General features: G+C 66.1%; 10 protein-coding genes and 1 pseudogene. 9 read left to right on the forward strand and 2 right to left on the reverse strand.

Translation table 11 applies throughout. The features are described from left to right. Positions 1–232: 232 nt before the first annotated feature. Positions 233–799 carry an ImmA/IrrE family metallo-endopeptidase gene (locus tag LU688_RS14415; protein ID WP_232888155.1) on the forward strand — a complete coding sequence of 189 codons (567 nt, stop codon included), beginning with the start codon at positions 233–235 and terminating at the stop codon, positions 797–799. Positions 800–889: 90 nt separating this feature from the next. Here LU688_RS14415 and LU688_RS14420 read toward each other — a convergent pair. Continuing rightward, positions 890–1,060 (reverse strand): annotated as a pseudogene (locus LU688_RS14420) (histone-like nucleoid-structuring protein, MvaT/MvaU family); the annotation flags it as partial. Between the two features lie 27 nt (positions 1,061–1,087). Further along, entirely contained in the window at positions 1,088–3,193 is a 2,106-nt protein-coding gene (locus tag LU688_RS14425) for a condensation domain-containing protein (RefSeq protein WP_143067504.1), read from the reverse strand. Positions 3,194–3,411: 218 nt separating this feature from the next. On the opposite strand from LU688_RS14425, the gene LU688_RS14430 reads away from it, so the two are divergent. The 8 genes from LU688_RS14430 (at position 3,412) to LU688_RS14465 (ending at position 13,591) form a co-directional block, all read left to right on the forward strand. Then, the gene (locus LU688_RS14430; RefSeq protein ID WP_232888154.1) at positions 3,412–3,930 is read left to right on the forward strand and encodes a sigma-70 family RNA polymerase sigma factor; all 519 of its coding nucleotides are present in this window, start codon (positions 3,412–3,414) and stop codon (positions 3,928–3,930) included. Positions 3,931–4,050: 120 nt separating this feature from the next. After that, entirely contained in the window at positions 4,051–5,838 is a 1,788-nt protein-coding gene (locus LU688_RS14435) for an ABC transporter ATP-binding protein (RefSeq protein ID WP_232888153.1), read from the forward strand. 2 nt (positions 5,839–5,840) lie between these two features. Then, entirely contained in the window at positions 5,841–7,610 is a 1,770-nt protein-coding gene (locus LU688_RS14440) for an ABC transporter ATP-binding protein (RefSeq protein WP_232888152.1), read from the forward strand. Next, positions 7,607–8,548 carry an ABC transporter permease gene (locus tag LU688_RS14445; protein ID WP_434784943.1) on the forward strand — a complete coding sequence of 314 codons (942 nt, stop codon included), beginning with the start codon at positions 7,607–7,609 and terminating at the stop codon, positions 8,546–8,548. The genes LU688_RS14440 and LU688_RS14445 overlap by 4 nt, the downstream gene beginning before the upstream one ends. Then, positions 8,548–9,483 carry an iron chelate uptake ABC transporter family permease subunit gene (locus tag LU688_RS14450; RefSeq protein ID WP_031315945.1) on the forward strand — a complete coding sequence of 312 codons (936 nt, stop codon included), beginning with the start codon at positions 8,548–8,550 and terminating at the stop codon, positions 9,481–9,483. The genes LU688_RS14445 and LU688_RS14450 overlap by 1 nt, the downstream gene beginning before the upstream one ends. Then, positions 9,480–10,262: an iron ABC transporter ATP-binding protein gene (locus tag LU688_RS14455; protein ID WP_232888151.1), complete on the forward strand. Its 783-nt coding sequence runs from the start codon at positions 9,480–9,482 to the stop codon at positions 10,260–10,262. The genes LU688_RS14450 and LU688_RS14455 overlap by 4 nt, the downstream gene beginning before the upstream one ends. After that, positions 10,259–11,221 (forward strand): siderophore ABC transporter substrate-binding protein, encoded by a 963-nt coding sequence (locus tag LU688_RS14460; RefSeq protein WP_232888150.1) that lies wholly within the window; start codon positions 10,259–10,261, stop codon positions 11,219–11,221. Before LU688_RS14455 ends, LU688_RS14460 begins: the two co-directional genes overlap by 4 nt. Before the next feature lie 132 nt (positions 11,222–11,353). Then, positions 11,354–13,591: a TonB-dependent receptor gene (locus LU688_RS14465; protein WP_110604691.1), complete on the forward strand. Its 2,238-nt coding sequence runs from the start codon at positions 11,354–11,356 to the stop codon at positions 13,589–13,591. Positions 13,592–13,625 lie beyond the last annotated feature (34 nt).

The raw sequence follows: 13,625 nt of genomic DNA on the forward strand, positions 1-13,625 counted from the left end.
CCGATCTACCGCTCATCGGCAAAACCTACATATTGGGTTTTCCAAACATTAAAATTACTAGATATTGGGCTTGGTTGTGTTTGATAGCCTACATCTGGTGTTTTGCCATGAACGAAGCCCATATCGAGAAAGCGGCGACTGACCTGCTCATGCAGATTTACCGTTATCGCCAGTACCTCTAGCCTTATCAAGAGATGCCGCCGATGATGTGCGCAGTCCTCGAATCGCTGCCATGATCTGCTGCTACGACTACCATGTGCATCCCACACTTGGGGACACCCAGTTCAACCGGCACAACACCGGTACTCGTATTGCGGGTCTGATTGACCGTCAATCGAACAAGATCGCAGTCGCGACTGAGTTTGGTGACAAAGTGCAACTCTTCACCGGAGCGCATGAGATCGGCCATCTTGTACTTCGCGAAGACACTGTCATGCACCGTGACCGCGCTTTTGACGGCTGTCCTCTGCAAACACCACGTGCACCTGCAGAGAGACAAGCCGATCGCTTCGCCGCCTGCTTCCTCATGCCTCAAAAGCTGGTGAGGGAACGGTTCGAGTTCATGTTCTGCTCCAAGGGCCAATTGCGCTTCAGCGACGTGATTGCCTATCACCTCGACCCCAACAATCCGGATCGGCTTCTCTACTCCCCAAAAGAGTCGGGAGAACGTGAGCTGGCGCTGGCGCGATGCACCCGATTTAACAACCAACACCTGGTGTCACTGGCCCAGCAATTCGGTGTCTCGGACTCGGCGATGGCCATCCGGCTCAAGGAGCTGGACTTGGTGCGGTGGTCTTAGAGCGGACAGGTAGCTCTGGCCATACTTGAAACGGGTATGTAGGGGGGAGGGTCGCCTGGAAAGGCACATCCACTTTTCTGAAGATTTATTAGCTAACCAGTTCTCGACTTCATCGGAACCGTAATGGCTTTTCCACTCTTTCAAGGTCTTGTGGTTACCATCCTTGGTCTCGACACGCTCGCCTGTGTGCGGGTTCTTGTAGACCTTGAGCTGACGGGGCTTGCGGCTGGACTTTTCAGCCACAGCGGCTGGTGCGCCGCGAAAGGGGCGCAAAGCGCCCCCGGGGTGCTACAACAGCACGTCGTCCAGCGCCCGCTGGCCGGCATCCACTTCCGCAAATACCCCGAACGCCGCCGAAATCATCGCGCACAGGCGCTCGACCTGAGCACTGCTGTAGCGATCACTGCGGTAGGTGATCACCAGGCGCAGCGAGCGCTGGCCATCGAACACATCTTCCATGATCTCGAACTGCAGGCCGAACATCGACTCGCTCTTGTCCGGGTCGATCTGCTTGTAGCGGATAGCCCGGCCATCGGGTGCCTGCAGCGCGCCATTGAGGGCGTTGTTGGCGTGGATCTGCACATACACATCGAACATCAGGCCCTCGGCGGGGGTCATGCCCAGCGCCTGCTGGATGGTCTCCATGGGTACGTCGGCATAGGCCATCGAGTCGTTGATCATCCGCGTCACCTCGCCCAGCAACCCGGCCAGCGACTGTTCGGGGGCGAACTGCACGCGGTGGGCGACCATGGTGGTGAAGTAGCCGACGGTGTCGAAATACGCAGGGTCGGTGCGCCCGGACGCCGAAGTGCCGATCACCAGGTCCGGGAGGTTGCCGAGCTTGTGCAGCGACAGGGCGATGGCGGTGTAGATCACGCTGAACAGCGATGACTGATGCAGCCGGGCACTGGCGCCCAGTTGTTCCAGCATGCCGGGTTCGGGGCGCAGTTCCAGCCAGCGCGCACGCGTGGTCGCCTGGCCGGCGGGCAGCAGCGTGGCGTCATCACAGGCGGGCAGGGCGAGGCCGCGGGTGGCGTCGCGCAGCAGCTCGGTCCAGTACGCCAGGTGGCGCGGGTTCGGGCCCTGGGCACTCTGGGCCAGGGCGAATTCGTGGAAGGTGCGCGCCGCCGCGGGCCATTGCGGCGCCCGGTCCTGGGCGCGGGCCAGGTAGGCCTCGGCCAGTTCGGCCATGAGCACGTTCAGAGACCATTCGTCGATGGCCATGTGGTGGACCAGGAACGACAGCACCTGGTGGCCACTGTGCGGGTCACGCAGCATGCGCAGCCTGAGTGGCAGTTCGCGGGCCAGGTCGAAGCGGTGCTTCGCCTCGCCGGCCAGGCTCGTGCCGGCGCTTTCGGCGCTGTTCCAGAACCACTTGAAACGGCCCAGCTCGGCCAGCGGCACGATGCGCTGGCAGGCGTCGTCGCCCTCGCCATGGTAGGTGGTACGCAGGCTGGCATGGCGCTCCAGCAGGTCGGTGAAGGCCTGTTGCAGCAGCGCCTCGTCCACCGGGTCGTGGAAGTCCAGGGCAAACGGCAGGTTGAAGAGGGTGCCGTAGTCGAAGGCCGCGCAGGCGCGCCACAACGACGCCTGGGCCAAGGCCATCGGCGCCTGCTGGATATCCCTGGCCTGATCGCTGGCCTGGCTGGCTTGCCCTTGGCTCAGCTTGGCGCGGCTGGCCAGCGCCGACGCGCTGGGCGAGGCGAAGAAGTCGCTGAAGCGCAGTTCGATGCCATGCTCGCCCTGCAAGCGCCCGATGATCCGGGTGGCCAGCAGCGAGTGGCCGCCCATGTCGAAAAAGTCATCGTCCAGGGTCATGCCAGGCTCCGCCAATGCCTGGCGGAATGCGTCGAGGATGCGTTGCGCGATGTCCGTCGAGGGCGCCTGCGACAACGGTTCGAGCACCAGTGGCTGGTCGCCGGCCTGGGCGTCATAGGCGGCGCGGATGCGTTCGAGCAGGGCTTGGGGCGACTGACGCAACACCGCATGGCAGAGCAGACCGAGCGCAGCCTGGTGATCGCCGGCCAGCAGCAGGGCCTCGAACGGCGGCTGCGTGGTGGAATCCCAGGGCGCCACCTGACGCGCCCTCAGCAAGGCGTCCATGCCCTCGGCCGTGCTCCGCTCGATACGCAGGCACGGGTACCAGCCGGGTTCCTGGGTCTTGTACAGGTCGCCGTCATCGCTGAAGTGGTAGCGGCTGTTCAGGCCCGGCGTGGCTTCGACCACCGCCTGCACGGCCAGGGCCAGCAGCGACAGGTCGGCCGTGGGCCCAAGGCGCCAGGCGCCCAGTTGCCGGTGCAGCTGCTCGGGTTGCTGTTGCTGGGCGAACCAGGCGAGTTCTTCGTGTTCATCCAGGGCCTGGGGCGAGGGTAGGGTGGTGTTGCGTTCCAACATGGTTAGCTTCCTGCTGTTCGATCGATCAAGGCCCGCGTCGGCCTTCACTGCCATCCGTGGATCGCGGTGAGTGGCCGCGCAGAGGGTTCGCACCATCGGGGTGCATTGCGTGAATCCCGAGGATTCGTTATGGTAAGAAAGATGCAAATAATTATCATCTAGATTGGCGCACGTCAAAGGAAGCCGTCTGGAATGCACCACGCTCAGGGAGAGGTACCGTGGACAACGGAACGTTCGCGCTTCGTCAACAGCTGCAAAAGCTGTATCAGGATCATCACGGCTGGTTGTGCGAGCTGCTGCGCCGCAAGCTGGGCAACGCGGTGGACGCGGCGGACCTGGCCCACGATATCTACCTGCACCTGATGAACAAGGGCCAGGTGCCGACGGCGGAACAATCGCGCTGCCACCTGACGCAGATCGCCAACGGCAAGGTCATCGACCTGTACCGCCGCCGCCAACGTGAAACCCGCTACCTCGAGAACCATGGCCAGCAGCCCGAGCCGCGGGTGCCTTCGGAAGAGGCGCGAGCGCTGGTGGTCGAGGCCCTGGGTGCGATCGACAGCGCTCTGCAACGGCATTCGCCCAAGGCCCGCCAGGCCCTGCTGCTGTGCCGGCTCGACGGCATGGCCCATCGCGCCATCGCCGCCGAGTTGCGGGTATCGGTGTCCTCGGTCGAGAAGTACATCGCCGCCGGCGTGCGCACCTGCAGGCGCTACCGCATCGGCAGTGGCGCCTGAGCGTGGGCATTGTTTTTTGCGGGTTTGCCCGCCTCGAGCGGAATACAGGTTGAGAAGGACTGGCTGGTCGGGCGCCCAAGTGGCTGCCCGGTCTGCTCTTCGTGCTGAAAAGGAGCATTCATGAGTGTTGAACAAGGGGTGGCGGTGCAGAAGCCCGCCAAGGGGCCGGTCGCCGCAGTGCTGGCGCCGATTCGCGGGCGCTTGATCGTCGCCGGGTTGCTCGCCGCGCTGGGCGCCATGCTCAGCCTGGCGCCCCTGGCCGCGATCGCCGAGGTCGCCCGGCTGGCGTTCGCCGAAGGGCAGGGCGTCGCGCAGGCCTGGCCGGTGATCGTGCTGGGGCTGGGCTGCCTGTTCGTCGGCATGGCTTTGATTTCGCTGGGCGACCTGGTGGCCCACCTGGCCGACAACCAAATCACCGGCACCCTGCGCCTGGCAATCATCCGCCGCCTGGCACGGGTACCGCTGGGCTGGTTCACCAGCCGCGCCTCCGGCGAGGTGAAGCAGGCCATGCAGGACGATATCGGCATCCTGCACAGCCTCACCGCGCACTTCTACACCACCCTCGGACGCAGCGCCGGGGCAGTGCTGGCATCGATCGTCTACCTGTTCGCCATGGACTGGCGCATGGCGCTGGTATCGATGCTGCCGTTCCCGCTGTTCTTCCTGTTCTTCGCCCGTGCCCACCAGGCCAGCGCCCGCAACATGCAGGCCTTCGGCGCCGGCATGGGGCGGATCAACCAGGCGGTGGTCGAATTCGTCAACGGCATCCCGGTGGTCAAGGCCTTCGGTGGCCAGCGCAAGGCACATGGCAGCTACCGCGAGGCGGTGGACGCCTTCGCCGCGGCCTTCACCGACTTCACCCGGCCGCTGGTCAGCGCCATGGCCAATGCCAACGCGATGATCGCGCCGGTGTCGGTACTGGGCGTGGTGCTGGCGTTCGGCACGCTGTTCGTCGGCCTGGGCTGGATCACCCCGGTGCAGGTGCTGCCGTTCGCCCTGGTGGCGCCGGGCATCTGTGCGCCGCTGCTGTTGCTGGCCTATATCACCCACGACCTGAACAACGCCACCGGTGCCGCCCAGCGCGTGCAGGCGCTGCTGAACACGGCGGTGCTGGAGACCGACGGCCAGGGCGCCGGCAAGCTGCCGGCCGATGCGCGCATCGAGGTGCAGGGCCTGGGCTATCACTACGACCCGCGCAATCCGGTGCTGAGCGAGGTGTCGTTCACCCTGGAACCGGGCACGGTGACGGCGGTGGTCGGCGCCTCGGGCGCCGGCAAGTCGACCCTGGCGCGCCTGCTGCTGCGCTTCTTCGATCCCAGTGCCGGGCGTATCACCCTGGGCGGCGTTGACCTGCGGCAGATCGACAGCGCGCAACTGTACCGGCGCATCGGCTTTGTCCTGCAGGACGTGCGCCTGATCCATGCCAGTGTGCGCGAGAACATTGCCCTGGGCCGGCCTTCGGCGAGCCAGGAGCAGATCGAGGCGGCGGCGCGGATTGCCAATATCCACGAGCGCATCCTCGCCCAGCCGCGTGGCTACGACGCGGTGATCGGCGAGGACGTGCAGTTCTCCGGCGGCGAGCTGCAACGGCTGAGCATTGCCCGCGCGGTGCTGCTCGACCCGCCGGTGCTGGTGCTCGACGAGGCCACCGCGGCGGCCGACGCCGAGAACGAAGTCAAGCTGCAACAGGCGCTGTCGCGCTTCGCCCGGGGGCGCACGCTGCTGGTGATCGCCCATCGCCTGGACACGGTGATGCACGCCGACCAGATCCTGGTGCTGGACCAGGGCACCGTCGCCGAGCGCGGCAATCACGACGAACTGCTGGCCCGTCGCGGGCTGTATGCCCGCTTGTGGGCCGCCGGCGGCTATGCGAAGACGCGGGCGACCGCGCAGGTGGAGGAGCACTGATCATGTTGGGGATTTTCGTTCGACTGCTCGGCGACGACGCCGTGTTCCTGCGCCGCTACATCCGCCTGGCGCTGGTGTATGGCGTGCTGTGCGGGCTGACCATCGTCACCCTGGTGCCGATCCTGCGCCACCTGCTGGGCAACCAGCTGGAGGCCGCCGGCCAGTGGCTGGCACTGCTGGCCCTGGGCGTGGTGGTGTGCTGGTACCTGCGGCGCCGGGTGGAGAAGGCCGGCATCGCGGTGGGCATTGCCGTGCTGCGCGGTGGTCGCCAGCGCCTGGGCGAGCATGTCGGCACGCTGCCGGTGGGCTGGTTCAATGCCGCCAACACCGCGCGCCTGAGCCATGTCACCACCCAGGGCATGATGGAGATCGCGCAACTGCCGGCCCATGTGTTCACGCCGCTGTTCACCGGGGTGGTGACGCCGTTGGTGATCCTCGTTGCGCTGTTGCTGGTCGACCTGCGCCTGGGCCTGGTGGCCCTGGTCAGCCTGCCGCTGCTGGCCCTGGTGATGCTGGCGACAATGCGCCTTGGCCAGCGCGCCGACCAGCGCTACCAGCGCGACACCGCGCAGACCAGCCAGCGCATGGTCGAGTTCGCCCAGGCGCAGTCGGTGCTGCGTGCCTTCAATGGCGAACAGGGCGGAACGCGCTTCCTGGAGCAGGCCGTGGCCCAGCAACAACAGGCGGCGCGCAAGCTGATCCAGCTGTCGGCATTGTCATCGGTGCTCAACGTCTGGGCGGTGCAGGCCAGCTTCGCCGCGTTGCTGGTGGTCGCCACGCTGTGGCTCGGCGAGCAGGCCGGCGCAGGCTTCGACAACGCAACGGTGATCGCCACCCTGGTTGCGCTGGTGCTGGCGACCCGTTTCATCGACCCGCTGCTGGATGTGGCCGGCTACAGCGAGGTGCTGCGCGGTACCCGCGGCCAGTTGCAGGCGGTAGCCGAGCTGCTGGCCGTCGAGCCGCTGCCCGAGCCCGCCGCACCGCAGCCGCCGGCCGACGGCTCGGTGCAGCTGGAGCAGGTCGGATTCCGCTACGGCGACGACCAGCCCGAGGTACTGCGCGAGGTCAGCCTGGACATCGCGCCCGGCAGCATGACGGCGCTGGTCGGCGCATCGGGTTCGGGCAAGACTACCCTGGTGCGCCTGATCGCCCGTTTCTTCGACGTCACCCAGGGCCGGGTCAAGGTCGGCGGGGTGGATGTGCGGCAGATGTCCGCCGAACAGCTGGCCGGGCAGATCAGCCAGATCTTCCAGGACGCCTACCTGTTCCAGGGCAGCATCGCCGACAACATCCGCCTGGGCAAACCCGACGCCAGCGAGGCCGAAGTGCTCGAGGCGGCGCGGCTGGCCGGGGTGCAGGAGATCCTCGAACGTCTGCCCGAAGGCTTGCACACGTCGGTGGGCGAGGGCGGTGCGCGCCTGTCCGGCGGCGAACGCCAGCGCATCTCGATTGCCCGCGCGCTGATCAAGGACGCGCCGATCCTGCTGATCGACGAGGCCACCGCGGCGCTGGACGCCGAGAACCAGGCGGCTATCGCCGAGGCGCTGGCACGGCTGCGCGGCAAGCGCACGCTGATCGTCATTGCCCACCAGCTGTCGACGGTGGCCATGGCCGACCAGATCGTGGTGCTGGACGAAGGGCGTATCCGCGAACAGGGCGCCCATGCCCAGCTGGCTGCCGAGGGTGGCTTGTACGCGCACTTCCTCGAGCAGCGCCGGGCCGCCAAGGGCTGGCGCATCGGTGAGGCCGCAGGCGATGGAGTGACCGCTTGAGTCGGTTGTTGCTGCCAACACTGTTGCTGCTGTGTGGCGTTTCACTGATGGTCGGGGCCAGCCAGATGTCCTGGTCGGCCTTGCTGTCGGCCTCCGACGATGCCTGGCTGACCCTCACCGCCAGCCGCCTGCCACGCCTGGCGGCACTGGTGCTGACGGGTGTCGGCCTGTCGATCTGCGGGGTGATCCTGCAGCAGATCGTGCGCAACCGCTTTGTCGAGCCGGCCACCTGCGGCGGACTCGACGCGGCCAAGCTGGGCATCCTGGTGGCCCTGACCGTGCTGCCGGGTGCCGGGGCCACCGGGCGCATGCTGTTTGCCCTGGTGTTCTGCCTGCTGGCGAGCCTGGCGTATGTGGCGATCATTCGCCGCATACGCTTCACCAACCTGGTGCTGGTGCCAGTGATCGGCCTGATGTACGGCAGCGTGCTCAGCGCCATCGCCGAGTTCTATGCCTATCGCCACAACATCCTGCAGAGCATGCAGGGCTGGCTGCTGGGCGACTTCTCGCGGGTGATCGAGGGCAACTACGAGATCATCTACCTGATCCTGCCGATCGTCGTGCTCACCTATCTATATGCCCAGCGCTTCACCGTGCTGGGCATGGGCGAGGGCATGGCTACCAGCCTCGGCCTGAACTACGCGGCCACCGCGATCCTCGGCCTGGTGCTGGTGGCGGTAACGGTGTCGGCCACGGTGATCACCGTGGGCGCGATCCCCTTCGTCGGCCTGGTGGTGCCGAACCTGGTGGCGTTGCGCTACGGCGAGAACCTCAAGCGCACCTTGCCCATCGTCGCCATGTGCGGCGCGGCGTTGCTGCTGGCCTGCGACATCCTCGGCCGGTTGTTGATCCACCCCTACGAAGTGCCCATTGGCCTGACCGCCGGCAGTGTCGGCGGTGTGCTGTTCCTGGTGCTGATCCTGTGGAAGTGCAAATGATGCGCCGCGCCGCCTGGTTGTTGCTGCCGGCCCTGGTGCTGGCGTTCCTGTTGCTGGGCTCTGGCCTGGACTTCAGCTACGTGATCCCCAAGCGCCTGGTGCGCCTGGGCGCGATCGTGGTGGCCGGGGTGTGCATCGCCTTGTCCTCGGTGATCTTCCAGACCCTGGCCGGCAACCGTGTGCTGACCCCGGCGATCATGGGCTACGAAGGCATCTACCTGCTGTTCCAGGCGGTGCTGGTGCTGTGGCTGGGCACCGGCAGCGTGGCGCTGCTCGGCGCGCAGGGTAACGCGCTGCTGTCGATGGCGTTGATGCTCGGCTACTCGTGGCTGCTGCAGCGCTGGCTGCTGCGCGAGGGGCGCGGGGATGTCTACCGCCTGTTGCTGCTGGGGCTGGTGCTGACCATGGTGCTGGGTACCTTCACCCAGTTCATCCAGCTCAAGACCAGCCCGGGGGAGTTCTCGATTCTGCAGAGCCTGGGCTACACCAGCTTCAACCGCGCCCAGCCGGCCCAGGTGCTGTACTCGGGCCTGCTGGTGGCGGCAGTGGCAGTGCTGGTGGCGCGCGGCACGCGGGTGCTCGACGTGCTGGCGCTGGGCCGCGACCAAGCCATTGCCCTGGGCCTGGACCATGGCCGCTGCCTGCGCTTGCAAATGGCGCTGATCGCCGTGCTGGTGGCGGTGTCGACCAGTCTGGTGGGGCCGACCGCGTTCATGGGGGTATTCGTCGCCAACATCGCCTACGCCCTGGCACGCAGCGCCCGGCACCAGGTGACCCTGCCACTGGCCTGCGCCGTGGCCATCGGCATGTTCCTGCTCGCCCAACTGCTGGTCGAGCATCTGTTCAACTACCGGACCAGCGTGAGCATCCTCGTCAACCTGGTGTGCGGCGCGTACTTCCTCGCGCTGATGGTCCGTACCCGAGGCACCCCATGATCACCCTCGAACACCTGCACAAGGCCTATGGCGACAAGACCGTGCTCGAAGACGTGAGCCTGGCTTTCCCGGCTGGCCAGGTTACCTCGCTGATCGGCCCCAACGGCGCCGGCAAGAGCACCTTGCTGATGTGCATGGCCCGACTGCTGCCGGCAAGCCGCGGGCGCATCCTGCTTGACGGCCAGGACATCGGCCGCATCGCCATCGCCGACTACGCCCGCCGCGTGGCCACCCTGCGCCAGGTACTGGACTTCAACCTGCGCCTGACCGTCGAGGATCTGGTCGCCTTCGGCCGCTTCCCCTACAGCCGCGGCCTGCTGACCGCCGACGACCACCTGGTAATCGACGAATCCCTGGATTTTCTGGGGCTGCAGCCGCTGCGCCGCGCCTACCTCGACGAACTCAGCGGCGGCCAGCGGCAGATGGCCTTCCTGGCCATGACCATCGCCCAGCGTACCGACCTGTTGCTGCTCGACGAGCCGCTGAACAACCTCGACATGAAACACGCGGTGCAGATCATGCAGGCGATCCGCAGGCTCTGCGACGAGCAGGGCCGTACGGTGATCCTGGTGGTGCATGACATCAACTTCGCCGCTAATTACTCCGACCACATCGTCGCCATGAAGCAGGGCGCGGTGCACAGCCACGGGCCGGTCGCCGAGGTGGTCAACGAGGCCAACCTGCGCGCGTTGTTCGGCCTGGCGTTCGAGATCCTGCCGAGCGCGCAGGGTTTCGTCTGCAACTACTTCAACCCATCACTATCGAGAGAGCTGGTATGAACGGAATCTGCAAGATACTCCTGGCCGCCGCCGTGGCGGCCGCGTTGCCGGGCTGCGACCAGGCCCCGCAGGAGCAGGCGCGCGCCGCCAGCGCCGACTACGCCCCGGTGAAGGTCGAGCACGCCCTGGGCACCACGCTGGTCGAGCACCAGCCGCAACGCGTGGTGGCCTTCGACATGAGCGAGCTGGACACCCTTGACCAGCTCGGCGCGCCGGTGGTCGGCATCGCCAAGGACTATGTGGCGGGCTTCCTGGCCAAATACCGCGATGACCCCAAGGTGGCGGACGTTGGCACCACCATCCAGCCCAACCTCGAACGCCTGCATGCGCTCAAGCCCGACCTGATCCTGATCTCGCCGCTGCAGGCGCAGAGCTACCAGGAGCTGAGCCAGATCGCGCCGACGGTGCACTACGACATCGACATGGACAACCGCCAGGGCAATGTCATCGACACCGCCAAGCAGCACCTGCTGACCGTCGGGCAAATTCTCGGCAAGCAAGACTTGGCCCGGGAAACCGCCGCGCGCATCGATGCCAAGGTGGCCCAGGTGCGCAAGGTGACCGACGGGCGTCCGGAAAAGGCGCTGGTGGTGCTGCACAACAACGGCGCGTTCACCGCCTACGGTGTGCGTTCGCGCTACGGCTTCATCTTCGACACCCTCGGGGTCAAGCCGGCCAGCGACGACATGCAGGCTGGCCTGCATGGCCAGCCGATCTCCAACGAGTTCATCCACCAGGCCGACCCGGACATCCTCTACGTGATCGACCGCACCGCGGTGATGGAGCGCCGCGCCGCGCTGGACCGCGAGACCCTGGACAACCCGCTGCTGCGCCAGACCAAGGCGTGGAAGAACGGCCATGTGGTATTCGTCGATCCACAGACCTGGTACCTGTGCACCGCCAGCGTGACCTGCCTGGAGCGGGTAGCGGACGAGGTGGTGAAGGGATATCAGCGCTGAGCCCCCGCTTTGGTCCCTGTGGTGGTTAAGCCGATAGTGGCCAAGTGACTGTAATTTCTGTTGAGGGATTCGCCGACTCGTACGGAATGACTAATGAGAAACATTACCATTGCGTCCAGAAAGGAATCCCTCATGCCTCCACTGCAACATCCCCAGGCACCGAAACTGCCCCGCAGGGCCTTGCGCATGGCCGTGCTGCTGGGCATGGCCGCCATCGCCGGCAACGCCTTCGCGCAACCGCCACGCAGCACCTCCTCGGCACAGCAGCAAACCCCCGATGTGAAGGAAGAGGGCCTGACCCTGCCGGAAACCCTGGTGCAGGAAACCCGTGACGCCCTCGGCGCCCCGCCACCGGAATATGCCGGGGGCCAGGTTGGCTCGGGCAGCCGGGTAGGGCTGATGGGCAACAAGGACTTCAGCGAAACCCCGTTCAACGCCATCAGCTACACCAAGGAATACATCGAGAACCGCCAGGCCCAGGACATCGGCTCGGTGATCGGTGCCACCGATCCGTCGGTCTACGTGCCGAGCAAGCGCGGCATCTTCGAGACGTTCTTTATCCGCGGCCTGTACAGCACCGGCAACGACATCACCTTCAACGGCCTGCCGAGCATGGCGCCGAACATGCGCGGCTCCACCGAGCTTGCCGAGCGCATCGAGGTGCTCAAGGGCCCGTCGGCGCTGCTCAACGGCATGCCGCCAGACGGCAGCGTCGGCGGCAGCATCAATATCGTGCCCAAGCGTGCCGGCGACGAGCCCCTGGCCCGGTTGACCGCCTCCTACGAGTCCGATGGCCTGGCCGGCATGCATGCCGATATCGGCCGCCGCTTCGGCGACCAGAAACAGTTCGGCGTGCGCTTCAATGGCGTCTACCGCGACGGCGACACCCCGGTGGACGACCAGCAGCACCGCATGCAGCTGTCGTCCCTGGCCCTGGACTGGCGCGGCGAGCGGGCGAGGGCGTCGCTGGACTACTATCACCAGCGCGAACGCATGGACGGGGTCAACTATTTCGGCATTGCCTCGATCAGCCCCGGCGTGACCCACCTGCCCAAGGCCAAGAAGGGCGATCACTCGCTGGCCCCGGAGTGGGGCTACACCGTCAACGACACCGACACCGTGGTGCTGCGCGGCGAGTACGACCTCAACGACTCGCTCACCGCATTCGCCGGCTGGGGCCATCGGGAAGGGGGCTACAACGCGCTGATGACCAGCGGCATGCTGCTCAATGATGCCGGCGACATCTCCGCCACGCCGATCCGCTCGGCTCGAGATGGCGAGCAGAAGTCCGGCGAAGTCGGCCTGCGCGGGCGCTTCGCCACTGGCCCGGTCGACCACGCCTGGTCGCTGGCGGCCACCCGCTACGACTCCGAGAACAGTTTCAAGGATAAGCGCCTGCCGACACGCATCCTCACCAACTACTACAACCTGGACTATGGCCCGCGCCCGGAGATCGGCGAGTACGGCAACGTCACGTCGCGCATGCGCGCCCGACTGAGCAGCGAAGCCTTGCTCGACACGATGTCGTTCCTCGATGACAAGGTGCAGTGGACCGTCGGCGCTCGCCACCAGAACGTGCGCGCGTCGAACTACGACGGCAACCACCAGCGTACTTCCAAGGCCTACGATGAAAGCCGGGTTTCGCCGGCCACGGCCTTGCTGGTCAAGGTCACCGACGAACTGTCGCTGTACGGCAACTACATCGAAGGCCTGAGCCAGGGCGGCATCGCCCCGGACAACGCGCGCAACGCCGGCGCGATCATGGCGCCGTACCAGACCAAGCAGTACGAACTGGGCGCCAAGCTCGACCTGGGCACCTTCGCGCACACGGTAAGTGTCTACCAGGTGAAAAAGCCCAGCGCCTATACCGATCCGCTGACGCAGATCTACGGCGTGTACGGCGAACAGCGCAACCGTGGCCTGGAGTGGTCGTTCTTCGGCGAGCTCGAGCCGGGCCTGCGCCTGCTGGGCGGTGCGTCCTACACCAAGGCCGAGCTGACGAAATCGATTCGCAAGGAAAACGAAGGCAACCAGGCCACCGGCGTGCCCAAGGTGCTGGCCAAGCTCGGCGTCGAGTATGACCTGCGCGAGATGCCCGGGCTGACCCTGACCGGCAACGCCAACTATGCCGGCCGGCGCTATGCCACCGATGCCAACAACCTGTCGCTGCCGTCCTACACGATTTTCGATCTCGGCGCCCGGTATACCCTGAAGGTCTCGGACAAGCCGGTCACCTTGCGTGCCACCGTGCAGAACGTGACCAACAAGGCCTACTGGATCGGCTCGTGGAACGGTGGCGACGGCAGCGGCCTGTCTGGTGGGCTGGGCACGCCGCGGTCGTTGTTGTTCTCCACCTCGGTGGATTTCTAGCGAACGCCGTTTGGGAGCGGAGGTGCGCCGATGC

Source organism: Pseudomonas soli (assembly GCF_021283165.2).
Lineage (GTDB): Bacteria > Pseudomonadota > Gammaproteobacteria > Pseudomonadales > Pseudomonadaceae > Aquipseudomonas > Aquipseudomonas soli.